Source organism: Streptomyces sp. NPDC006197 (genome assembly GCF_040613865.1).
In the GTDB taxonomy this organism is placed as follows: Bacteria; Actinomycetota; Actinomycetes; order Streptomycetales; family Streptomycetaceae; genus Streptomyces.
This window is the reverse complement of record NZ_JBEXSZ010000003.1, coordinates 54872-77435: the sequence shown is the minus strand read 5'-3', so window position 1 is coordinate 77435 and position 22564 is coordinate 54872. Positions and strand designations below refer to the sequence as shown.

Here is a 22564-nt window from a genome sequence, read left to right as displayed (position 1 = left end):
CGTCCGGCACCTCAGCGCGTCGCCCAGGGGCATATCGAGTCGTGATCATCGGGTGGTCCTGGTGAGGTCCTTGATCCAGATCATCGAGGCGCCCAGGTGGAGACCGGCGAGGTAGCTGTCGGATCGGCCACCTCTGAAGCCCTTCTTCTTCCGGTTGGCGGCCTGGTCCGTCTTCTCTGGGACGACCGCCTTGATACGACGTTTGCGCAGGTGGGCACGGTTGCCGCGAGACGAGTAAGTCTTGTCTCCGGCGACCGCGTCCGGCCGGGCGCGGGGACGGCCGACAGCCCCGCGCACCCGCACCTTCTTCAGGACGGGGATGAACTGTGGGCTGTCCGCTGTCTGGCCCGCGGTCAGGACGAACGCCAGCGGGCGGCACTTGCGGTCGGCAGGGAGGTGGACCTTGATGGTCTGCCCGCCCCTGGAGCGTCCGAGGAGGGCGGCCTTCAGCCGGAGTTTCCGCCGGTCAGCGATACCGCGAGCGGGATGCCCTGCCCGTCGACGAAAACGTGGTGCTTGCTGCCCGGACGTGCTCGGTCGACCAGGCTGGGACCGCTTTGGGGCCGCGCCGGGCGGCCCGGACGTGGCTGGAGTCGATCACCGCCCTCGACCGGTCCAGCGCGTCTCCCCTCCGAAATACCGGGCCGCCTCGCGGAGGATGTCGCGCTCCTTCCAGCTCGCGGATCCTCTTCCGCGCTGCGGCCAGCTCAGTCTGAACGTCGTCACCGGCGCTCCGGGTCGCGGCCCGCGGCGCAAAGCGGGCGCCAGGGCACCGTCCGCCGGCGGCCCCGATACAGTTCCGGAGTGTCTCGGTGTGCACTCCCAGATCGGTGGCGACGGACCTGATCGTGGCTCCCGGCCTCGCCCGGTACAACGCGACTGCGTCCGCCTTGAACTCGGCGGGGTAGTGCTTCGTCCCTACGGGGACTCCGTTCTCCTGGGCCATCAAGATCCAAGCCTCTACGGTGTCCAAGACCGGGGGTCAAGGCCCGCCGCAGGCTGCTCCAGCAAGCGCTACCGACATCCACCGCTGGCCGTCCTCCGAGGCCAGCAACGGCGGGTCATGATGGGCACCGACGTTGACCACTTGGCGTCGTTCGCCCGACCGGGTCCCACCACGACGACGCCACACGCGTACGCAGCGCTCCCCCGCGGGCATCCGTGATCACCGCCACCCCGACGAGCCGGCAGCCGGCCCGCGACTCCCGGAGGTCGGTCCGGAGGCGGGGGGCGGAAGTGGGCGGATCCCGGGCGTTGACAGTGCCGCCGATGCCTCTCGATACTGACTGACGGTTCAGTTAGCGACCCCGTTGCCACACCTGGAGGCACCATGTCCGACCTCCCCACCGAGCTGGTTCCGTTCACCCCCGAGCAGCGTGGCATCGTCGAACTCACCCGGGCCTTCGCCCGTGACGAGATCCGCCCGCGGGCGCGCGCCGTGGACGAGGCCGACGTCGAGACGCCGTGGGACCTGTGGCACAAGGCCGCCAAGGTCGGCATCACCGGCTTCATGCTTCCCGAGGAGTACGGAGGCGGCGGCTTCACCGACGTCTTCACCCAGTGCCTCGTGCAGGAGGAGCTGTGCGTCGGCGACCTCGGCATCGGAAACCTGCTCTGCTCCAACGGCTTCTTCGCCGACCCGGTGCTCGAACTCGGCACCGAGGAACAGAAGCGGACCTGGCTCACCCCGCTGACCGGTCCCGACACCCCGATGACCGCCCTGGCCACCACGGAACCCGGCGCCGGCTCCGACGCCGCCTCCATCGTGACGACGGCCACCCGCACCGCCGGTGGCTACCTGCTGAGCGGCCAGAAGGCCTGGATCTCCAACGCGGGGGAGGCCGAGCAGTACGTCGTCTTCGCCAAGACCGACCCCACTCAACGTTCCAGGGGCGTGACCGCCTTCCTGCTGCGCAAGGACACTCCCGGCGTCACCTTCGGCGAGCCCATGCGCAAGATGGGCCAACGCGCCATCGTGTGCCGGGAGATCTTCCTCGCCGACGCCTTCGTGCCCGAGGAGAACCGCCTCGGAGAGGAGGGGCAGGGCTTCCGGGGGCTCATGCGGACCTTCGACATCTCGCGGGTCGTGCTGGGGGCGGCGGCGACCGGCGTGGCGCGGGCCGCGTACGAGTACGCACGCGACTACGCGCGCACCCGGCAGCAGTTCGGCAAGCCGATCATCGAGCACCAGGCGGTGGCGTTCCGGCTGGCCGACATGCGGACCCGGATCGAGCAGGCCCGCCTGATGACCTGGCGCGCGGCCAAGCGCCTGGACGCCGGCCTGTCCGCGACGACCGAGGCCGCCATGGCCAAACTGACCGCCTCGGAGACGGCCGCGTACTGCACCTGGGCCGCCGTGCAGACCCTCGGCGGCTGGGGCTACTCGCGCGAGTACCCGGTGGAGCAGTGGATGCGGGACGCCAAGCTGGAGGAGATCGAGGAGGGCACCTCGGACATCATGCGGCTCGTGATCTCGCGGGGCCTGTGATGACGACTCCGCCCGAGGAAGGCGAGGCCGTCACCGGCGGCGAGGCCGTCGTCCGCGCCCTCGCCTCGCACGGTGTCACCGACGCCTTCGGGATCCCCGGCACGCACAACCTGGAGATCTACCGCCACCTCCGGGACTACGGCATACGCCATGTGACGCCCCGTCACGAACAGGGTGCGGGATACGCCGCCGACGCGTACGCCCGGGTGTCCGGCCGACCCGGTGTCGCGATCACCACCACCGGCCCCGCGCTGCTGAACATCGCCGCCGCCGTCGGCCAGGCCTACTCCGACAGCGTGCCGCTGCTCGTCGTCTCCCCCGGCATGCCGCTGCGGCACCCCCGGCAGTCCACCGGGCTCCTCCACGAGATGCGCAGCCAGACCGAGGCTCTGCGCGGCGTCGCGGCCTTCAGCCACCGGGTGTCGTCGGTGGAGGAGATCGGCTCGGCGGTGGCACGGGCCTTCACTCTCTTCCGTACGGGCCGGCCCCGTCCGGTGCACATCGAGGTGCCGCTGGACCTGCTTGAGACCGTGGAGCCGGCAGGGCCCGTACGGCGTGCGCCGCTCACCGGACCCCCCGCACCCGACCCGGCGGCGGTGGGGAAGGCGGCCGAAGCCCTGCGCGCGGCCCGACGGCCCGCGCTGGTCCTGGGCGGAGGGGCCCGGGCGGCGGCCGCGGAATGCGCGGCGCTCGCCGAGGAGCTGGGCGCGCCCGCCGTGACCACCGCCAACGGCAAGGGCGTGATGGACGAGCGCCATCCGCTCTCGCTGGGCGTGTCGCTGCACAGCCCGGCCGTGCAGAAGTGGCTGGTGGACCGCGACGTGATCCTCGCCGTCGGCACGGAGCTGGCCGAGTCCGACATCTGGGGTCCGCCGCCGGCCCTGACGGGCACCTTGATCCGGGTCGACGTGGACCCCGCCCAGATGTACGCGGGACTCCCGGCGGACGTGCCCCTGGTGGGCGACGCACGCGCCCTGCTCAAGGCACTGCTCGCCGAGTGCCGAGGAGGAACCGACGACGTCCCCGCGGACCCCGCCGGCGTCCGTGCCCTCCGTGCGGCCCGGGACGACGAGACCCGTACCCGCGACGCGCGCTGGCTGCCGTACCTCCACGCCGTGCGCCGCGTCCTCGCCGAGGACGCCGTCCTCACCTCCGACAGCGCCCAGTGCTGCTACTACGGCGCACTGCCCCATCTGCCCCTCGGCCCCGAAGGCCGCTATCTGCACCCCACCGGTTTCGGCACCCTCGGCTACGCCCTGCCCGCCGCGATCGGCGCGAAGACCGCGTGCCCCGAGCGGCAGGTCGTCGCCCTCAGCGGCGACGGCGGCCTGCAGTTCTCCGTGCAGGAGCTCGCCACCGCCGCGCAGCTTCGGCTCCCGCTTCCCGTCGTGGTCTTCGACAACGGCGGCTACGGCGAGATCCGCGAGGAGATGGCGGCCCGCGGGGACACTCCCCTGGCGGTGGACCTGCCCGCCGTCGACCTCCCCGCGCTCGCCCGCGCCTACGGCGGCCGGGGCGCGGTGGTCCGTTCGCCGGAGGAGCTCGCCGCCGCCCTGGCCCGCGCGCTGACCGCTCCCGGACCCACCGTCCTCACCGTTCCCGAAGTTCCCGATGTTCCCGAAGTCTCCGACGTTCCCGACGTTCCCGAGGAGTCCCCCCGATGACGCCCGAGACCGCGACCGCCCTCACGCCCACCCCTCTCATCTCCCTCACCTGGACGGACCACGTGACCGGCCGCCAGGGCCACCTGGTGATCGACCGGCTCGTACGCGGCGTCTCCAGCGGCGGGCTGCGGATGCGGGAGGGCTGCACCCTCGACGAGGTCGCCGGCCTGGCCCGCGGCATGACGATGAAGGAGGCCCTGCACTACGACCCCGAGGGCCGCTACATCCCACTCGGCGGCGCCAAGGGCGGCATCGACTGCGACCCGCGCGACCCCGAGGCATATGGGGTGCTGGTCCGCTACCTCCGCGCGATGCGGCCGCACATCGAGCACTTCTGGACCACCGGCGAGGACCTCGGCCTCACCCAGGACCTCGTCGACCGCGCGGCCGCCGAGGCCGGTCTGGTCTCCTCGATCCAGGCCGTGTACCCGCTGCTCGACGACGAGCCCGCGGCCCGGCGCCGGCTCGCGGACGCGTTCGCCGTGGACGTGGACGGCATCGGGCTCGACGAGCTGGCGGGCGGCTGCGGGGTCGCCGAATCGGTCCTGACGGCGCTGGACAGGGCCGGTGTCCCCCATGCGGGGACGCGGGTGTCGGTGCAGGGCTTCGGGACGATGGGCGGGGCGACCGCCCGCTTCCTGGCCCGGGCCGGGCTGAAGATCGTCGCCGTGGCCGACGTCAAGGGGACGATCGTCCATCCGGACGGCCTGGACGTGGAGGCGCTGCTGGCCGCCCGGGACGCGTACGGGACCGTGGACCGCGCCGCCCTGCGCGCGGACGACCGCGAACTGCCCGGCGACGCCTGGCTGTCCGCCGACGCCGACGTACTCGTCCCGGCCGCCGTCTCGTACGCGGTCGACGCCGGCAACCAGGCCGGCATCACGGCCCGCTGGATCGCCGAGGCGGCCAATATGCCGGTCCTGCCGGAGGCCGAGGACCTGCTGGCGGCGCGCGGCATCACCGTCCTGCCGGACGTGGTCGTCAACTCGGCCACCAACGCCTGGTGGTGGTGGACCCTCTTCGGCGACATCGGCGCGGACCCGGACGAGGCGTTCGCCCACATCCGGCGCTCCATGCGCGCGCTGGTCGAGCAGGTCCTGACCCGGGCCGAGCGCGACGGGACCACCCCGCGCGCGGCGGCGCACGGCGTCGTCGCGGACCGGCTGCCGGTGATCGCCGCGCGCTTCGGCTGGTACGCATGAGCCTGGACGCCCTCTTCGACCCGCGTTCCGTCGCTGTCGTCGGGGCCTCCGCCGACCCCGCCAAGTGGGGTTACTGGCTGGCCGCCGGCGCCCTCGCCGGACGCTCCCGGCGCACCGTCCACCTCGTCAACCAGCGGGGCGGCAACCTCGACGGCGTACCCTTCCTGCCGGACCTCGGGTCCCTGGCGACCGTCCCCGAGCAGGTCGTCGTCGCGGTGCCGCCATCGCAGGTGCGGCCCGTGGTCGTCCAGGGACTCGCGGCGGGCGCGCGGTGCTTCACCGTGATCACGTCCGGCGGGTCCGGTCCGCAGGAGGAACGGGAACTGGCCGCGCTCGTCACCTCGCACGGCGGGCGGCTGCTCGGCCCCAACTGCATGGGCGTCGTCGACACCACCACCGAACTACGCCTGAGCTGGGGCGACTTCCCGGCAGGCGGGGTCGGGCTCGTGTCGCAGAGCGGCAACCTCGCACTCGAGATCGGCAGACTCCTCTCCCGGGCCGGACAGGGGTTCTCCCGGTTCGTCTCGCTCGGCAACCAGCGCGACATCGACGCGGCGGACGCCCTCGACGCGCTGATCGCCCACGAAGCGACGCGCGTCGTCGCCGCGTACGTGGAGGACTTCCGGGACGGGCGGCGCCTGGCCCGTACCCTGGCCGCCGCCCACGCGGCCGGCAAGCCCGTCCTGCTGCTGACCCTCGGCCGCAGCGAGGCCTCCGGCCGCGCGGCGGCCTCCCACACGGGCGCGCTGGTGAGCGCCCGGGCGGTGGTGGACGCCGTCTGCCGCGACACGGGCGCGATCCTGCTGGAGTCGGCGGGCGAACTGGTCGACACGGCCGTGCTGTTGACGGCGGCACGGCACGGTCTGGGGCAGAGGCGGGCGCGGGGGCAAGGGCAGCGGCAGGGACAAGGACAGGGACAAGGGCCGTGCCCCGGGCTGAGCCGGGCCGTACCCGCGGACGCCGCCGGCGGAGCCCCCGCGTCCCCCGAAGCGGCGCGCATCGCCGTCGTCGGCGACAGCGGAGGCCAGGGCGCGCTCGCCGCCGACGCGCTGGCCGCCCGCGGGCTCGACGTCCCCGTTCTCGACGAGGCCACCCGGGCCGCCGTCACCGCACACCTCCCCGGCCGGGGCGGCTGCGGCAACCCCGTCGACCTCGCGGGCGCCGGGGAGGCGGACCTCCGCAACTACGCCCGGATCACCCGGGCCCTGCTCGACGGCGGGGACACCGATGCCACGGTCCTCACCGGCTACTTCGGCGACTACGCCACGGCCAACCCCGACCAGACCCGCGAGGAGTGCGAGGTCGCCGAGGAGCTGGCGGAGGCCGCGGGAAAGGCCGGCCGGCTGCTCGTCGTCCACACCATGGCCCGCGACACCCCGGCCCTGACCGTGCTGCGCGAACACGGCGTACCCGTCTACGAGCGCATCGAGCAGGCCGCGACCGCCCTGGCCCATGCGGCCCGGCAGGCACGCGCGACGCCGTACGCGCCGCCCGAGCGGGTGCCGTCCCCGTCCCGCCCCGTCGCGGACGGGGGGTACGAGAGCGTCCGGACCCTGCTCCGGTCCCATGGACTCGACTTCCCCACCGCCGAGTTCGTCGGCACGGCCGACGAGGCGGCCGACGCCGCCCACCGCACCGGATACCCGCTCGTCCTCAAGGCGATGGGCCTGGCCCACAAGACCGAGGCGGGCGGGGTGGCCCTCGGCATCGCCGACGAGACCGCGCTGCGCGCCGCCTTCGCCCGGATGCGTGCCGCCACCGGCGTCACCCGGTACGCGGTCGAGGAGATGGCCGTCCACCCCCACTCCGTCGAGCTCATCGCCGGAGTGCGATACGACCCGGCGTTCGGGCCCGTCGCCATGGTCGGCCTCGGCGGGGTCACCGCCGAACTGCTCGCCGACACCGCGCTCGCCCTCGCCCCGCTCACCCCGGGACGGGCGCGCGAGCTGCTGCTCTCCCTGCGGCACGCACCGCTGCTCACCGGCTGGCGAGGCGCGCCCGCCGTCGACCTGGATGCCGCCGCGGACGCCCTGTGCGCGCTGGCGCGGGCCGCGTCCGAGCATCCCGAGCTCATCGAACTCGAAGTCAATCCGCTGCTCGTCCACCCGGGCGGCGCGGTCGCCCTCGACGCCCATGGAGTGCTGACATGACATCGGAACCCGGCCGGTTCGCCGGCCGTACGTACCTCGTGACCGGCGGCGGCAGCGGCATCGGCCGCGCGATCGCGCTGGCGCTGGCGGCGGCGGGTGCGCGCGTCACCGTGGCGGGCCGCACCCCTCAGCGGCTCGACGAGACGGTCGCTCTGATCGAGAAGGCCGGCGGGGAGGCCCTCGCGGTGCCGACGGACGTACGCGACCCGGAGGCGGTGGACGCGCTGGTGGCCGCGGCGGTCGAGCGGTTCGGCAGGCTGGACGGGCTGGTCAACAACGCCGCCGGAAACTTCGTCGTCCCCGGCATCGACCTGTCCCCGGGCGGCTGGCGCGCCGTCGTCGACATCGTCCTCAACGGCTCGTACTACTGCACCCGTGCCGTCGCCCGCAAGCTGCGCGAACAGGGCACCGGCGGCTCGATCCTCTCCGTGATCGCCACGTACGCCTGGCACGGCCACCCGGGCACCGTCCACTCGGCCGCCGCGAAGGCCGGCGTCCTGGCCATGACGCGGACCCTGGCGGTCGAGCTCGCCCCGCTGGGCATCCGCCTGAACTGCATCGCCCCCGGCCCGACGGAGACGGAGGGCGCCGGCGCGGCCCTGTGGGCCACCGACGAGGCCCGCGAGGAGGTTCTGGCCACGGTCCCGGCAGGCCGCTTCGCCGACCCCGCCGAGATCGCGGAGGCGTCGCTGTTCCTCCTGGGCGACGGGGCGTCGTACCTGACCGGCGAGTGCCTCACGGTGGACGGCGGCCAGTGGCTGGGGAAGCAGGTGTACGGGCGGTCGGCCGGGTAGCGGAGCAGACCGTACGCAGCGAGGGGCGGCCCGTGCGCCGCCCCTCAGGCGTGGGAGGGCCGGCACCGGTCTTCCGGACGCGCGCACGGCTGCGGCCGAGGAGGACCGGGCTTCCCCGGCGCTCCTCGGCCGCATCGGTTTCCGTCACGTGCGGGCCGTCCGCGAGGACGACAGCACGGTCACCCGTGTGCCGGCCCCCGGTCGCCCGGCGTGAGCCTCAGCTCTTCGTACGACGGGTCTTCGCGCCCGCCGCGTAGAAGACGAGGCCGATGACCGCGATGATCAGCAGCGGCACGACCTGGCTCAGCGTGTACGCGAGGCGCTGGCCGGCGAAGGCCTCGGGCAGGGAGTCCGCGGGGGAACCCTCCGTGCCGAACCAGCCGACGCCGAAGCCCGGCCAGATCAGTACGACCACCGTGAAGGCGACCAGGCCGGTCGCGAGCGCGGTGACCGTCCAGGTGCCGAGGCGGCCGCCCGGGACGGCGTACGGGCGTGGTGTGTCGGGGTACTTGCGGCGCAGCACCAGCAGGCTCGGGAAGGTGACGACGTACGAGATGAAGGTCGTGCAGATCGTCAGGCCCAGGCCCGCCGCGAAGTACTTCTCGCCGTCGCCCTCGGTGAGGTTGAGGGCGGCCACGAGGAGGATCGACGCGAGGACCGCCGAGAGCAGGTTCACCCGCACCGGGGTGCCGTGCTTCTCGGAGATCGCGCCGAGCCAGGCCGGCCCGGCGCCGTCGGCGCAGGCGACGGCCTGGGCACGGTGTGCGCCCATCGCCCAGGTGACGCCGGAGGTCAGCAGGCCGATGATGAGCCCCGCGGCGGCGATGCCGCCGAAGACGGTGCCCGCGCCGGTGAGGGTGACCGTGCCGTCCGCGGCGATGGAGCCGCCGTAGACCGTGAAGACGGCCTTGCAGGCGTCGATGAAACCGCCGAGGCTGCCGATCTTCTCACTGGGCAGGACGAACATGATGCCGAGGATGGGCCCGCCGTAGAGCAGGAGCGAGGCGACGCCGGAGCGGAGGATGGAGAGCGGGATGTCGCGGCGCGGGTTGCGCATCTCCTCGGCCGCGGAGCTGGGCAGTTCGAAGCCGACGTAGTTGAAGATCAGGACGGGGACGAGCGCCACGAAACCGGCGTAGGTCGGTGAGAACTCGCTCGCGGGCAGGGCGTGCACGCCGTTCTGCACGGCGAAGACGACCACCGAGACGAGGAAGAACCCCAGCAGCACGATCCGTGCGACGGCGCCCGCGATCGGCACCCACTTGCCGACCCGGACGGACTGGACGACGGCGAGCGCGCCGCCCCAGATGAAGACGAGACCGGCGGCGTACTTCCACAGACCGGGCAGCGGCGTGAAGAACTCCTCCCAGGTGGTGAGGGCGATGATGCACAGACTGCCGCCCACCCACACCGGGTTGGAGATCCAGTAGAGGATCTGGTTGAGGCCCGCCGTGAGCCGGCCGAAGGCGAGCCGGGTCCAGACGTACGGGCCGCCCTGGACGGGGAAGGCCGAGCCGAGTTCGGCGACGAGGAGTCCGTAGGGGAGGAAGAAGAGCAGCGCGAGGATGGCCATCCAGGTCAGCCCCTGCGGGCCCTGCGCCGCGACCGACCCGATCGTGTCGAGTCCGACGAGGGTGCATATGAGGAACAGCAGGACGTCGAAACGGCGCAGTTCCTTGCGGAGCCGGCCGCGCTGTTCGCCCCAGCCCTCGGAGAGGTCGGGGGTCTCGGGTGTGGGCTCTTCGGCCCTGCTGGCGGTGACGGGTACTTGGGTCACGGGGCGGACTCCTACGGCAGCACGGGGAGGTCACGTACGGAGCGGCACATCATCTGACTGAACGGCCAGTCAGTAGCCAGCACTGTGAGCCCGGCCACACGGCACTGTCAAGAGCTGTGTAGGGTAAAGCCGTGGCCAGAGTCCGGTTGAGCGTGGAAGAGCGACGCGCGGAGATCCTGCGCGTCGCCGTCGAGCAGATCGAAGCCCGCGGCGTCAGCGGCGTGCGCATCGCGGACGTCGCCTCGGCGCTCGGAGTCAGCAGCTCCCTGGTGCTCTACCACTTCTCCACCAAGGAACTGCTCGTCGCCGAGGCCTTCGCCCACGCCGCCGAGGGAGACCTCGCCCACCTGCGCAGACTGCTGGACAAGCCCCGTACCAGCGCCGCGCTCCGGCTGCGCTCGGCCGTGCGCTGGTACGCGCCGACCGGGCAGGCGAAGGGCTGGCGGCTCTGGATCGAGGGCTGGGCGGCCGCGCTGCGCGAACCCGCCCTCAGGAAGGTCGCCCACGACCTCGACCAGCAGTGGAAGGCCACGATCGCCGACGTCGTCGCGCAGGGCGTGGCAGCCGGCGAGTTCGTCTGCGACCACCCCGAGAACGTGGCCTGGCGTCTGACCGCGCTGCTCGACGGACTGGCCGTGCAGATGACCTCGTACAAGGGAACGCTCAGCCGCGCCACGATGCTGGAGTGGGTGGACGACGCCCTCGTGACCGAACTGGGCATCGATCACGAGACGCTGACGGCCGGTCGATAGGGCCGCGCCTCCCTCACCGGCCGTGCGGCGCGATCCTCCTGCCGCAACCATTGACGCACTCGTCAGTGTTGCCGCATCCTCTCGGGCCATGGAGAGACAGAGCGGAACGCATCTGATCGAATCCGATGTCGTCGTCGTGGGCGGAGGGTACGCCGGGCTGGCCGCGGCACTCCGACTCCACGACAACGCCGTCGACTTCACCCTGGTCGAAGCCTCCGACCGGGTCGGCGGACGGGTCCTGACCGAGATCCGACCGGGCGGCGGACCCATCGACCACGGCGGCCAATGGGTCGGCCCCACACAGACCCGCCTCGTCGAACTCGCCGCACGCTTCGGCTGCCCCACCTTCCCGACCTGGGAGAAGGGCAGCCACATCGAGGTCTGGCACGACGGCGCGAGGGTCCCCTACACCGGCGCCGCACCCGCCGACGGGCCCGGCACAGCCGAGTACGTCCGGGTCACCGAGCTCCTCGACGAGTTCGCCCGCACCGTGGACACCGTCCGGCCGTGGCGCACGGCCCGCTTCGAGGAATGGGACGCGCGGACGGCACAGTCCTTCTTCCGGTCCGAAACCGACGACGCGGACGCCCTGCGCCGCCTGGCCCTCGCCGTCCAAGGGCTGTGGTGCGCGGAGCCCGACGAGATCTCGCTCTTCCACGTGCTCTTCTACATCGCCGCGGCCGGCGGCTTCGAGCAGCTGATGGAGACCCGCGGCTGCGCCCAGGACAGCCGGTTCGCCACGGGCGCCGCCGGCCCGGCCCGCGCGGTCGCGGCCCTGCTCGGCGACCGCGTCCGCCTCGGCGAGCAGGCGCTCGCGATCGCGTACGACGCCGACGGCGTCCGCGTCCGCACCTCGACCACCCTGCTCCGGGCGCGCCGGGCGATCGTGGCCCTGCCCCCGCACGCCGTACGGGCCGTGGACTTCGTGCCGCCCCTGCCCGCCGCCCGGGACGGCTGGCTGTCGCACAGTCCGATGGGACGCGTCGCCAAGGTCCACGCGGTCTACGACACCCCGTTCTGGCGCGAGGAGGGGCTGTCCGGGGTGGCGACCCTGTACGACGACGGGCCGATCGGCGTCGTGTTCGACAACTCCCCCGAGGACGGCTCGCACGGCGTTCTCGTCGGATTCGTGTACGGCGACCGCCTGGACGGCTTCGCCGCCCTGGACGAGGCCGGCCGCAGGGCGGCCGTACTGGACAGCCTCGTCTCCGTGGCCGGCCCCCGGGCCGGACGGCCGCGCGACTACACGGAGAAGATCTGGTCCCAGGACCCCTTCGCCCAGGGCGGGTACGAGGCCTACACGACGCCCGGCGGATGGAGCGGGCACGGCGAACACGGCTGGCGGGAGCCGACCGGCCCCCTGCACTGGGCGGGGACGGAGACCGCGTCGGAGTGGAACGGCTACATCGACGGCGCGGTGTCGTCGGGATACCGGGCCGCCGACGAAGTCCTCGCCGGCCTGGACGAGGCGGACGGGTCGGGCGGGGCGGACGCGGCGGACTGGGCGGACGCGGCGGACGGGGCGGACGGGGCGGTGCGATGACAGCGATCCGGCGGGTGCAGGACGACGACGCCCGGGCCGTGGCGGATCGGGCGCGCCTGGTGGTGCGGTCGGCGGCGGTCAGCCAGCGTGAGTTCGCCGCCCGCGTCGGCATGGAGCCCACCGCGCTGTCCAAGGCCCTCAACGGCAGCCGCCGCCTCGCGGACCGCGAACTCGCCGCCATCGCGCGGATCGGGAAGGTGTCCCTGCGGTACCTGCGGACCGGGGAGGGCCGGCCGCCCATCGCCCCGGACGACCCGGTGGTGTCCGAGGCCCGACGCCGCGCCGACGCCGTCGACGCGGAGGTCCGCCGGGCCCAGATCCTCGAGGAGACCGCGCGGCTCATCGCCCGCCGCGGCTTCCACCAGGTCCGGGTCGCGGACATCGCCCGCGCCTGCGGAACCAGCACGGGCACGATCCACTACCACTTCCCCACGAAGGGCGACGCGCTGCGCGCCGCCCTGCACCACTACGCCGAGCGGCTCCACCAGCGGCTCGAAGCCGAGTTCCGGGACGCGGACGGGCCGGTCGAGAAGCTGCGGCGGCTGATCGACGTCCAGCTGATCAGCGGCGAGGACGACAACGACGAATGGTCGGTGTGGGTGCAGTCGTGGAACGAGGCGATCCTCGACCCCGCCCTGCGGGAAGGCCAGCGCGAGATCTACGCCCGCTGGCGGCGGACCGTGCTCGACCTGGTGCACGCCTGCCAGTACGAGGGGATGGCCGGGGACGCCGATCCGGAGGCGCTGACCAGCCGGTTCACCGCTCTCGCGGACGGCCTGGCCATCCAGGTGCTGGCGGGGAACGGGGAGATGTCCCCGGCCCGGATGCGGGACCTGCTCCTCGACGCGTTCGAACCGCACATCACGCTCCGCTGACGGGCCGCGGCGGCCCTCTTCCGGCCGCCGCCCGCCCGGGCCCGAGAAAGGACGTCCCATGACGACGCGGTTCCCCCACCTGTTCAGCCCGCTGAGGATAGGCGGCGTCACCGTACCCAACCGGATCCTGTCCTCCGGCCACGACACGGTCCTGGCCGAGGACGGCGCGGTGACCGACGACCTGATCGCCTATCACGAGGCCCGCGCCGCGGGCGGCGTCGGCCTGATCGTGCTCCAGGTCTCCGGCGTGCACGAGTCCGCCCGCTACACCACGCACGTGCTGATGGCCACGGACGACGCGTGCGTCCCCGGCTACGCCCGGCTCGCGGCGGCGGTGCACCGGCACGGTACGAAGGTCTTCGGCCAGCTGTTCCACCCCGGCCGGGAGATCCTGGAGTCCGAGGACGGCACCGCGCCGGTGGCGTGGGCGCCCTCGGCCACGCCGAGCGAGCGCTTCCACGTCATGCCGCGCGCCATGACCGAGGCGGAGATCCACGAGGTCGTCGACGGTTACGGACAGGCGGCGCGCCGACTGCGCGAGGCCGGGCTCGACGGCGTGGAGGTCGTCGCCAGCCACGGCTACCTGCCGGCGCAGTTCCTCAGCCCCCACGTCAACGTCCGGACCGACGGTTGGGGCGGCGACCGCGAGGGGCGGCTGCGGTTCCTGCGCGAGGCGCTGCGCAGCGCCCGGGCAGAGGCCCGGCCGGGCTTCGCCGTCGGCCTGCGCATCTCGGGCGACGAACTCAGCCACGACGGCCTGGACACGGAGCTGGTCCTGGAGACCGTCGCCCGGCTCGACGCCGAAGGTCTCCTCGACTACGTCTCGGTGTGCGCGGGCAGCTCGTCCAGCCTGTCCGGGGCCGAGCACATCGCTCCGCCCATGTTCCGGCCCGCCGGTTACACCGCCCCGCTCGCCGCGAAGGTACGCGCGGTGGTCGGCGTCCCGGTGATGGTGGCCGGCCGGATCAACCAGCCGCAGGAGGCCGAGCAGATCCTCGCGGACGGGCAGGCCGACGCCTGCGCGATGACCAGGGCGCTGATCTGCGACCCGGACCTGCCGGCCAAGACCGCCGAAGGCCGTACCGAGGAGATCCGTGCGTGCGTCGGCTGCAACCAGGCCTGCATCGGCCACTTCCAGCTCGGCCACCCCATCTCTTGCATCCAGCACCCGGAGACGGGGCGGGAGCGTCGCTTCGGGGTTCTGCCGCTCGTGACACGGCGCAAGAAGGTGCTGGTGGTCGGCGGCGGCCCGGCCGGCCTGAAGGCCGCGGCCGTGGCGGCCGCACGCGGCCACGACGTGGAACTGCACGAGGCGGACCGACGTGTGGGCGGCCAGGTGCTCCTTGCCGAACGGCTTCCGGGGCGGGCCGAGTTCGGAGGTGTGATCACCAACCTGGAGGGCGAGGCGCACCGCGCCGGAGTCCGCGTCGTGACGGGCTCGCGGATCGACGCCCCGGGCCTCGCCGCCGCGGCCCCGGACGCCGTGGTCCTCGCGACCGGGGCCCGGCCCCGCCGACCGCGCATGGAGCTGATGGACGACCCGGTGGTGCTGGACGCCTGGTCGGTGATCCGCGGCGACGCCGAGATCCCACGCGGCCGCCGGGGGCGGATCGTGGTGGCGGACTGGCGCGGCGACTGGATCGGCCTCGGCACCGCCCTCCTCCTGGCCGACCGGGGCCGGAAGGTGACCCTCTGCGTGACCGGCTTCGCGGCCGGCGAGCACCTGCAGCAGTACGTACGCGCCGCCATGCTGGCCCAGGCCGTACGCGCCCGGATCGAGATCGTTCCCCATGTCCGGCTCCACGGCGCGGACGACGACACCGTCTACCTCCAGCACACCCTGACCGAGGACCCGGTGGTGCTGGAGGGCACGGTCGGAGTCGTACTGGCCCAGGGCCACCTCCCGGTCACCGACCTCGACCCGCTCGCCCTGGGCGTCGCGCCCGACCGTGTCTTCACGGTGGGCGACTGCGTCAGCCCGCGCACGGTGGAGGAGGCGGTACTGGAGGGCCTGACGGTGGCGTCCGGGCTGTAGACGGGGCGATTCTGCCGCACGCGTCGCGACGGCAGCCGCTCGGCCGGCCCGGAGGAAGGCAGGTTGGGCGGCGGCCGGCGGGACCTGGTGCGGGTCCCGGACAAGGGGGAAGGCCCCGACCACGTGTGTGGTCGGGGCCTTCCCGGTGGTGCTGGACGGGGCCTTCCCGGTGGGTGGTGCTAGCCGCCCCAGCCGAGGTTGCCGAAGTAGCCGTTGACGGTGTTGACGTTGCCTTGCCCGCGCAACTTGTACTCCTGGGCCATCCCCATCGCGTGCAGGGCGGCGTACGGACCGAAGTCCACGTTCCCCACGGTCGGAATCTTGATCTCCTCGTCGTAGTCGAAGTTCCAGTCCTTGAAGACCTGTACCTGGTACGAGACCTTGCCCTTCTCGACCGAACCGGTCACCCGGTACTGCAGACCGCGCACCGCCAGGTACCAGTCGGGAGAGGCCGGACCCGCCGCGGCGTTCCTCCAACCGGAGTCGAAGTCGGTCCGCTCCGGCGCCGTGGCGTCGTTCTCCCAGGCCTTGAACTCCTGGTACAGGTAGCTGTCCAGGCTCTCCGCGACGCCCGCCGAGTCCATCAGGGAGTCCACCTCGTCCGGGTTGAGCCAGAAGTCCTCACCCGTGTTCCCGAGGTAGTGTTCCAGCGTCTTGGCGAACATCGGCAGGTTCGTCCCCTTGGCCAAGACGATGAACTGCCGCAACTGGATCACCGCGTCGCGGTCCGCCTGCGACTGCTGGCGCCAGCGCGTACCGGCGCCCCAGGCACCGTTCCCGCTGCGCCATGGCACGAAGTTGCTCTTCGCCGGCTGGCGCCTGACGGTGCTGTACATCGCCACGCCGTCCTCGTCGTAGCAGGTGTCGACGGTGCAGCCCGGACCGTGCTCGGGAGCCCATGCGGAGTTGTCGGCGTTGGCGCTGCAGCCGTCGCAGAACATGCCGCTGTCGTCCTTCGCGTTCACCGGGTTACTGCCGCTGTACGCGTAGCCGTTCCACTGCTGCGGGTCGTCCGGGTCGATGACCGGGTCCGGGTTGAGGAACCGGCCCGCGACCGGGTCGTACTGACGGGCGCCGAGGTACGTCAGGCCGGTGTTGTCGTCCTTCGTGCCGCCGACGAAGCCCTTCTGCCCGCCCCAGACGCCCGCGGCCGGCTGGGTGCCGCGCGGGTTGCCGAAGGGGTCCATCGCCCGGCGGCTGACCGCGAGGGTGCCCGCGTCGATGGTCAGGACGCCCGAGCCGTGGTGGTCGGCCTGCTGGATGGTCAGGCCGCCCGCGCCCACGCGGACCATGGTGAGCCCGCCCGGGATCGAGTAGGAACGCGTACCGGTCAGAGTCTTGGCGACCGTGTCGTACGTCAGCTCGTCATCGCCGAGGGTGACCGTGGTCTTCCCCGGGCTGCGGCGGACGATCGGATCCCCGTTCGCGTCGTACACGTACGAGGTCGTACGGTCCGTGGCCGTCCACTTCTGGCCGGCCGGGACCGGGGTCCCGCAGTCCGCGAGGAGCACGTCCACGCTGTTGGTGGCGACGTCACCGGGTACCCCGATGCAGCGCCCGGACGCCGGGTTGTGGAGGGTGCCGTCGGCGCGCCGGTTCCAGGTCTGCGCGGCGGAGCCGTCACAGGGCTGGTTCTGGATCGCGGAGCCGGCCGTGGTGCCCATCGCGGTCACGCACTTGTTGAACACCTTGAGCACGTCGCCGGTGAGCGAGTAGCGCTGGCCGCCGCCCGAGTTGCAGGTGTAGATCTGGATCGGCTGCCCGTTCGCGGAGCTCCCGCCCTGGACGTCGAGGCACTTGCCGCCGACGCCGGTGATGGCGATCGCCTGCGTGAGGGTGTCCATCCGGTTGTCCGGGGTCCACGTGATGCCGGTGGTGCCGGTCTTCGACGTGTACTGGTCCACCGGGTTGCCGGAGCCGTCGTAGCGGTTGCTGCCCGACTTGTTGACCGTGCTGCCGGTCTTGGTGGTGCTGGAGGTCAGCGCGTGCGGACCGCCGTTGCCCGCACCGCTGTTGACGGTGCCGGAGGCCGGGTAGCCCTGGGTCGTGGTGACGTCCTTGGTGATGTCCCCCGTCAGGTCCTTGCTGACGAACGCCGTGCGGTTGCCCGTCACGTCGTACGAGAACTCGTGCCAGTACGGGTTGCCGCCGCCGACCGTGGCCGCCGACGGAGTGGTGTTGGCGCAGGACCCCTGGTCGGAGGTCTGGCCCGCACCGGGAGCGGTCAGGCCGCCCTTGTCCGTCCAGGCCGCCGTCATCCGGCCGAGGTGGTCCAGCGTGAAGCACTCCCGGTCCTGGGCGGCCGGGTTGTTGTCGGGCGTGTTGGTGACGGAGCTGATCCGGCCGGACTTGTCGTACGTGTACGAGGTCTGCTGGACCGCGCCGGTGACCGAGGTCTGCTTGTCCAGCAGCTGGCCCTTCAGGCGTCCGGTGCCCTGGTCGTAGTCCAGGGTGGTGACGACCTGCTTCTCGAACGGGTTGACCGTCGAGCGGACCACCCGGCCGAAGGCGTCGTACTCCGTCTGCACGTCGTACGTGGTCGCGCCGGCGTACTTGTAGAGCTGGCCGTGGTCGTTGTACCAGTAGTTCATGTCGTCGACCGGCAGACCGCCGACGGCCGGCAGCAGCGCGGTCTTGCGTTCACCGGTGAGCTTGTCGAACGTGCTGGTCGCCGTGTACGTGAACGTACCGGTCTGGCCGACCTCGCTGCCGGGGATGCTGATGCGCATGCCGGTCGCGCGGTAGCCGTTGTCGTACCCGGTGACGGCGTTGGTGTAGGCCTGGCCGGCCGTGCCCCCGACGTAGCGGGTGGACGAGGCCGGCTTGCCCTTGCCGTTGGCGACCGAGTCGTACGTCCAGCCGACGAGCTGCTTGGCGCCGCTCACCGTGCCGTCGTACAGGCCGGTCTGCCGGTCTGCCAGGTCGTACGTGCGGACCAGGATCCTGCCACGGCCGTCCTTGGAGGTGGCCAGGCGCCCCGCGGTGTCGTACGTCTGCGTGGTGATGCCCGTGTCCGGCTCGGTCGCGGTGACCTGCCGGCCCTGGAGGTCGTACCCGTAGGACCAGGTGTTGCCCGCGGCGTCCTTGCGCGTGGCGGGCTTGCCGTCCGCCGTGTACGTGTACGTCGACACGGTGGCGTCGGCGGCGTTGCCCGTCACGGTCGGGGTGCGGTACTGCCAGCGGGCCGTGGTGCGACCGCGGGCGTCGAGCAGCACGCTGCTCGGCCAGGACCCGGCCGGCGGCACGGTGTCCGTCCGGTCGACGCCGGGGTAGGCGGTGGTGGTGCGGCTCTGCTCGGTGCCCTTGGACCAGGCGGCCACCACGGTCGCACGTCCCAGGCCGTCATAGGTCGTGCGGGACTGGGCGGGGACCGATGACTCCGCCGCGCTCACGAGCGTGCCCGACGGGCCCGAGTCGTTGTTGTACCAGGGGGAGTTCGTCACCCGGACCCGGCCCTGGGAGTCGTACAGGTTGTCGCTGATCAGGCGGCCCGAGTAGGCGGGGTTCGCCGGGGACTCCTGGGTCTGCCGGTCCCGGCCGAAGCCGTCGATGATGTTGACGCTCTTCAGGTAGACCGGGGTGGTGCCGTCCTTCTTCAAGGAGGAGGTGGTCACCGCCGACGGGGTGCCGGCCGTCTGGGAGATCGCGTAGCCGAACGTCATGTCGGCGTTCGGCTCGGTGGCCGGGGCACGGCCGGGACGCCAGACGGCGGTCATCCGGCCGAGCGCATCGTAACGCAGCGTAGTGACCTTGCCGTTGGGGTCGGTCACCGTCAGCGGGAGGCCGCGGCGCGGGTCCAGGGTGCTGACGGTGTCCCACGAGACCGTCGTCGGCTGGCCGGGGGCGGAGGCCGACGAGGTCGACGAGGACGGCAGCTCGCCGGTGGCGGGGCTGAAGGTGGTGCGGGTCACCGATCCGCCGGGGTGCTGGGCGTCCGTACGCGTCGGGTCGGTGACCGTCAGGACGCGGCCGTACCCGTCGTAGGTGCTGACCTTGCCTGTGGTGAACTGGGCCGAGCCGTCACCCGCGTACTGGGCCACCTCCTCGGTCGAGGTCGGGTTGCCCGCGGCGCCGGCCTGCCCGAAGGGCTTGCCGTCGAAGAGCACGCGCTTGCGCTCGACGGTGTTCGCGGCCGCGGCGGCGGCGGTGCACGCGTTCGCCCCGGACACCCTCAGGGTCTCGGAGACGAGGTTCATGCGCTGCGGGTCGGTGCCGGCCGCGTACGTCGTGCGGGTGCAGACGTCCTCGGTGCCGTCGGCCTGGTCGAGCTCGGTGACCGGGCGGTTGCCGTTCGCGGCGTCCGTGACCGTGGTCTTCGTGGCCGTGGACCAGGTGCCGTCGGTCTTCTTGGAGCTGGTCGTGTCGGTCTTGGTGGTGAACGGGACCCGGGCGACCAGGTCGGGCAGGCCCGTGCGGGTCTGCGTGGCCGTGGCGACCTCGCCGCTGACGCCGGTGACGGTGTGGGTGGCGACGGAGCCGCCGGCCCGGTCGAAGGTCTCGGTCTGCAGGACCTGGCCCGACAGCCACTCGTGGTCGGTGACCGAGCGGCCGAGCGCGTCGGTGAGGGTGACGCTGCGCGCCGATCCGCTCTTGCGGACGTCGCCGTTCATGCCCTGTCGGTAGGTGGTCCGCACCTGGGCCTTGGGGCCGTCGTTCCCGCTGCCCCTGGTGACGGTCACCGTCGCGAAGCCGCGGAACTCACCCCAGGTACGGGCGTTGGCCTCGGTGAACTGGCTGTCGTCGCGGTGCCAGCCGGCCGGCCCGTACGCGAAGGCGGTGATCTTCTGCGGGGCGTCGGTCGCCGTGTCGTTCTCGGTCAGGGACTTGACCGTGTGGTGGTGGAACCAGTCGAGGACCGGAGCCGAGTCGGCGACGGAGCCCGGCGGCAGCCAGCGCACCGGGTAGCAGGCCAGCGTGTTGTCGTCCTCGGCCGTCGGCATCACGTTGTTCACGCGCGAGCAGGCGGGCAGGTTGTAGTCGACGTTGAGGACCCCGCCGGTCTCGTTGGCGATCTGCTGGATCCGCGGCCGGTTCATGATCGGCGGGGCGGGGACCAGGTCGGTGCCGTCGACCCGGTTGGGCAGCATCACCGGCGTGAACTTCACCGGCGGGAGCGGCACGGTGGGCGTCTCCGTCAGGCCGGTGCGCTGGACGGAGTCCAGCCACAGGACCTTCTGGCTGGTCGCGTCGAGGGGGTTCGGGAAGGAGTGCTTCAGCTCGTACGAGTCGACGCCCTTCCAGGCCCCGCCGACCCGCACCTCGGTGAGCACGGAGGACAGCCGCTTCGTCGTGAAGTAGGTGGGCGCGTACCTGGTGCACGTGCCGGAGGACTTGCACTCCTGGTTGACGGGCACGTCGGGCCACTTGGTGCTGTTGGCGGCCGTGCGCGTCGCCGGGTCACAGGGCGTGGCGTCGGTGCAGCGCTCCACGGCCGTGAAGGTCACCCGGGCGGCGGGCTGCAGCGCGCCCTTGGCGGCCACCTGCTCGTCGAGCTTCTGGCCGTACTTCACCGAGGCGAGGGTGGTGGCGCGGGTGTACGCGGTCTGCGTGCCGGTGCCGTTGTTCTGGGCGCCGCCGCGGTTGTACCAGTTCGTCTCGGGGGCCCAGGTGTAGGTGGTGAGGTTCCCGTTCGGGTCCACGATGTGGTCGAGGGAGAGCCGCTGCCACATCAGGCACTGGGAGGCGTTGCCCTTGGCGGAGTCGTAGCAGGGGTCTCCGCTCTTGGGCGAGTAGACGGGGACGCTGGAGACGGAGTTCGTCGCCGGGTCCGTCTTGTCTCCGCCCGGCAGGTGGTTGATGCCGAAGTAGTAGACGGTGCCGACCGGGTCGGTGACCTTGGCGTAGGCGCCGTCGCGCACACCGTTGACCGCGCCCGAGCCGAACTCGACGCGCGTGCCGTCGTCGTTCTTCAGGCGCCACACACCGGTGGCGGCGTCGTTCGCGGCACCCGAGGTGGCCACCCGGACGAGCGGCCCGGAGTGCACGCCGAGGGAGAGCGAGGCGTTGTACCCGGCCCAGCACAGGTCGCCGGAGTCCTTGATGCCGGCCTTGTCGCAGACCTTGTACGTGCGCTCGATGAAGCCGGGGTTGAGCTCCCAGCCGTCACCGATCCACGAGGCCTGGGAGTTGGTGGCCGACGTACGGCCGTCGACACTGGAGGAGTCGTACTTCAGCGTGAGGTCCGGTGCCGCCCCGCCGAGGGCGGCGGGGACCTGCAGGGCGTAGTCGTACGTCAGCGAGCCCGAGGCGTTGCCGGACGCCCACGCCGAGGAGGGGGTGAGCGCGGTGGCGGTGTAGTCACCGCCACCGCCCTTCTCCTCGGTGTCGGCGGCGAGCAGCAGCGGGGCCGCCGTCCCAGCGGGGGCGGCGCCCACGGAGGCGGCGAACCGCTCGCCGGCCGCGAGGGGTGCTCCCGCTGCCGGTACGGCCACCTCGGCCGTGAGCCGGCCGGTCGCCTTGTCGACCCGTACGGCGAGCGGGGTGCGCACACGGCAGGCGGCCACCTGGGGAGTGGTCACCGCACAGGCGGGCAGGGTCACCAGACGGCCCCGCGAGGCGAACTGGCCGCCGGTCGCCTTCTGGAGGGCGGCCATGTCGAGCCCGACCGTCATCGGCGTGCGGGTGCCGGTGCCCTGGGCGGCGCGGTCGGCGGTCAGGGTGAAGAGCAGTCCGTCGACGCCCGCCTTGCGGGCGGTCGCCGCGTCGTTGCGGACGACGGTGACGGCGGGCGGCGCGCCCTTGGCGCCCTTGCCGGCGCGGGAGACCCAGACCGGCAGGGCCCCGGCCCTGGCCTGGCCCTTCGTAGTCGTCCGGGCCGTCCCGACGAGCCGGGTCACCGGAGCCGTGGGCGTGGTGGCGGCGGCCCGTGGGGGCACCGGGCGCGGTGGCTTGATCCGCTCGGCCGGGCCCTTCGGCTTGAGCGGTACGGACGCCGTGCGCGGCAGCGGCGTCCTGGGCGGCCGCCAGACCGTGTCGAAGTCGGGCGTCGCCGCGCCCGCCGGCGGTATCGCCAGAAGTGATGTGGCCAAAGCGAGCACCATCGGGACGGTCACCCGTCTCCAGTGGTGTCGCCGAGAAGCGTGCATGCCGGTGTGCGGCATCGCTCATCCCCCCGCTGAACTAGACGCCGTTGATCCGGATGATCACCGGCTCAAGCGCGTGAACGTATCAGCCGGTTGAGGGTCAAGCCATTTTGCGGCCACTTTTGAGACGAGTGGCGAAGATCACTCCATGGCCAATTGCTGACGACCTCTGGCAGGAGGGGCGGAATCGGCCGCTCCGGAC

The 22564-nt window shown here is 72.6% G+C and carries 11 protein-coding genes and 3 pseudogenes; 9 read left to right on the top strand and 5 right to left on the bottom strand.

Going from position 1 to position 22564, the window contains the following annotated elements; all coding sequences use genetic code 11:
- Positions 1-45 precede the first annotated feature (45 nt).
- The 3 pseudogenes from ABZ318_RS01450 to ABZ318_RS01440 form a co-directional block, all read right to left on the bottom strand.
- Positions 46-465: pseudogene (locus ABZ318_RS01450) on the bottom strand (transposase); the annotation flags it as partial.
- Positions 456-619: pseudogene (locus ABZ318_RS01445) on the bottom strand (transposase); the annotation flags it as partial. The pseudogenes ABZ318_RS01445 and ABZ318_RS01450, both read right to left, overlap by 10 nt.
- A 66-nt stretch (positions 620-685) precedes the next feature.
- Positions 686-946: pseudogene (locus ABZ318_RS01440) on the bottom strand (transposase); the annotation flags it as partial.
- Between the two features lie 384 nt (positions 947-1330).
- Between ABZ318_RS01440 and ABZ318_RS01435 the strand changes: the two are divergent.
- Genes ABZ318_RS01435 through ABZ318_RS01415 form a run of 5 tightly spaced genes read left to right on the top strand, consistent with a single transcriptional unit; the run spans position 1331 to position 8298 of the window.
- Entirely contained in the window at positions 1331-2488 is a 1158-nt protein-coding gene (locus tag ABZ318_RS01435) for an acyl-CoA dehydrogenase family protein (RefSeq protein WP_356900440.1), read from the top strand.
- Entirely contained in the window at positions 2488-4152 is a 1665-nt protein-coding gene (locus ABZ318_RS01430; RefSeq protein ID WP_356900439.1) for a 5-guanidino-2-oxopentanoate decarboxylase, read from the top strand. Before ABZ318_RS01435 ends, ABZ318_RS01430 begins: the two co-directional genes overlap by 1 nt.
- Entirely contained in the window at positions 4149-5354 is a 1206-nt protein-coding gene (locus ABZ318_RS01425) for a Glu/Leu/Phe/Val dehydrogenase dimerization domain-containing protein (protein ID WP_356900438.1), read from the top strand. The genes ABZ318_RS01430 and ABZ318_RS01425 overlap by 4 nt, the downstream gene beginning before the upstream one ends.
- On the top strand, positions 5351-7504 hold the full coding sequence (locus ABZ318_RS01420; protein WP_356900437.1) for an acetate--CoA ligase family protein: 2154 nt from the start codon (positions 5351-5353) through the stop codon (positions 7502-7504). The genes ABZ318_RS01425 and ABZ318_RS01420 overlap by 4 nt, the downstream gene beginning before the upstream one ends.
- The gene (locus ABZ318_RS01415) at positions 7501-8298 is read left to right on the top strand and encodes an SDR family oxidoreductase (RefSeq protein WP_356900436.1); all 798 of its coding nucleotides are present in this window, start codon (positions 7501-7503) and stop codon (positions 8296-8298) included. Before ABZ318_RS01420 ends, ABZ318_RS01415 begins: the two co-directional genes overlap by 4 nt.
- 217 nt (positions 8299-8515) lie before the next feature.
- On the opposite strand, the gene ABZ318_RS01410 is transcribed toward ABZ318_RS01415, so the two are convergent.
- Positions 8516-10075, bottom strand: a complete 1560-nt coding sequence (locus tag ABZ318_RS01410; protein ID WP_356900435.1) for an APC family permease — start codon at positions 10073-10075, stop codon at positions 8516-8518.
- Between the two features lie 152 nt (positions 10076-10227).
- Here ABZ318_RS01410 and ABZ318_RS01405 point away from each other — a divergent pair, with 152 nt between their 5' ends.
- The 4 genes from ABZ318_RS01405 (at position 10228) to ABZ318_RS01390 (ending at position 15280) form a co-directional block, all read left to right on the top strand.
- The gene (locus tag ABZ318_RS01405) at positions 10228-10827 is read left to right on the top strand and encodes a TetR/AcrR family transcriptional regulator (RefSeq protein ID WP_356900434.1); all 600 of its coding nucleotides are present in this window, start codon (positions 10228-10230) and stop codon (positions 10825-10827) included.
- Between the two features lie 88 nt (positions 10828-10915).
- Positions 10916-12370, top strand: a complete 1455-nt coding sequence (locus ABZ318_RS01400; RefSeq protein WP_356900433.1) for an FAD-dependent oxidoreductase — start codon at positions 10916-10918, stop codon at positions 12368-12370.
- Positions 12367-13245, top strand: a complete 879-nt coding sequence (locus tag ABZ318_RS01395) for a TetR family transcriptional regulator C-terminal domain-containing protein (protein ID WP_356900432.1) — start codon at positions 12367-12369, stop codon at positions 13243-13245. Before ABZ318_RS01400 ends, ABZ318_RS01395 begins: the two co-directional genes overlap by 4 nt.
- Before the next feature lie 58 nt (positions 13246-13303).
- Positions 13304-15280: an FAD-dependent oxidoreductase gene (locus ABZ318_RS01390; RefSeq protein ID WP_356900431.1), complete on the top strand. Its 1977-nt coding sequence runs from the start codon at positions 13304-13306 to the stop codon at positions 15278-15280.
- A 179-nt stretch (positions 15281-15459) separates the two neighbouring features.
- Here ABZ318_RS01390 and ABZ318_RS01385 read toward each other — a convergent pair whose 3' ends face one another.
- Positions 15460-22308: a ricin-type beta-trefoil lectin domain protein gene (locus ABZ318_RS01385; RefSeq protein ID WP_356900430.1), complete on the bottom strand. Its 6849-nt coding sequence runs from the start codon at positions 22306-22308 to the stop codon at positions 15460-15462.
- Positions 22309-22564 lie beyond the last annotated feature (256 nt).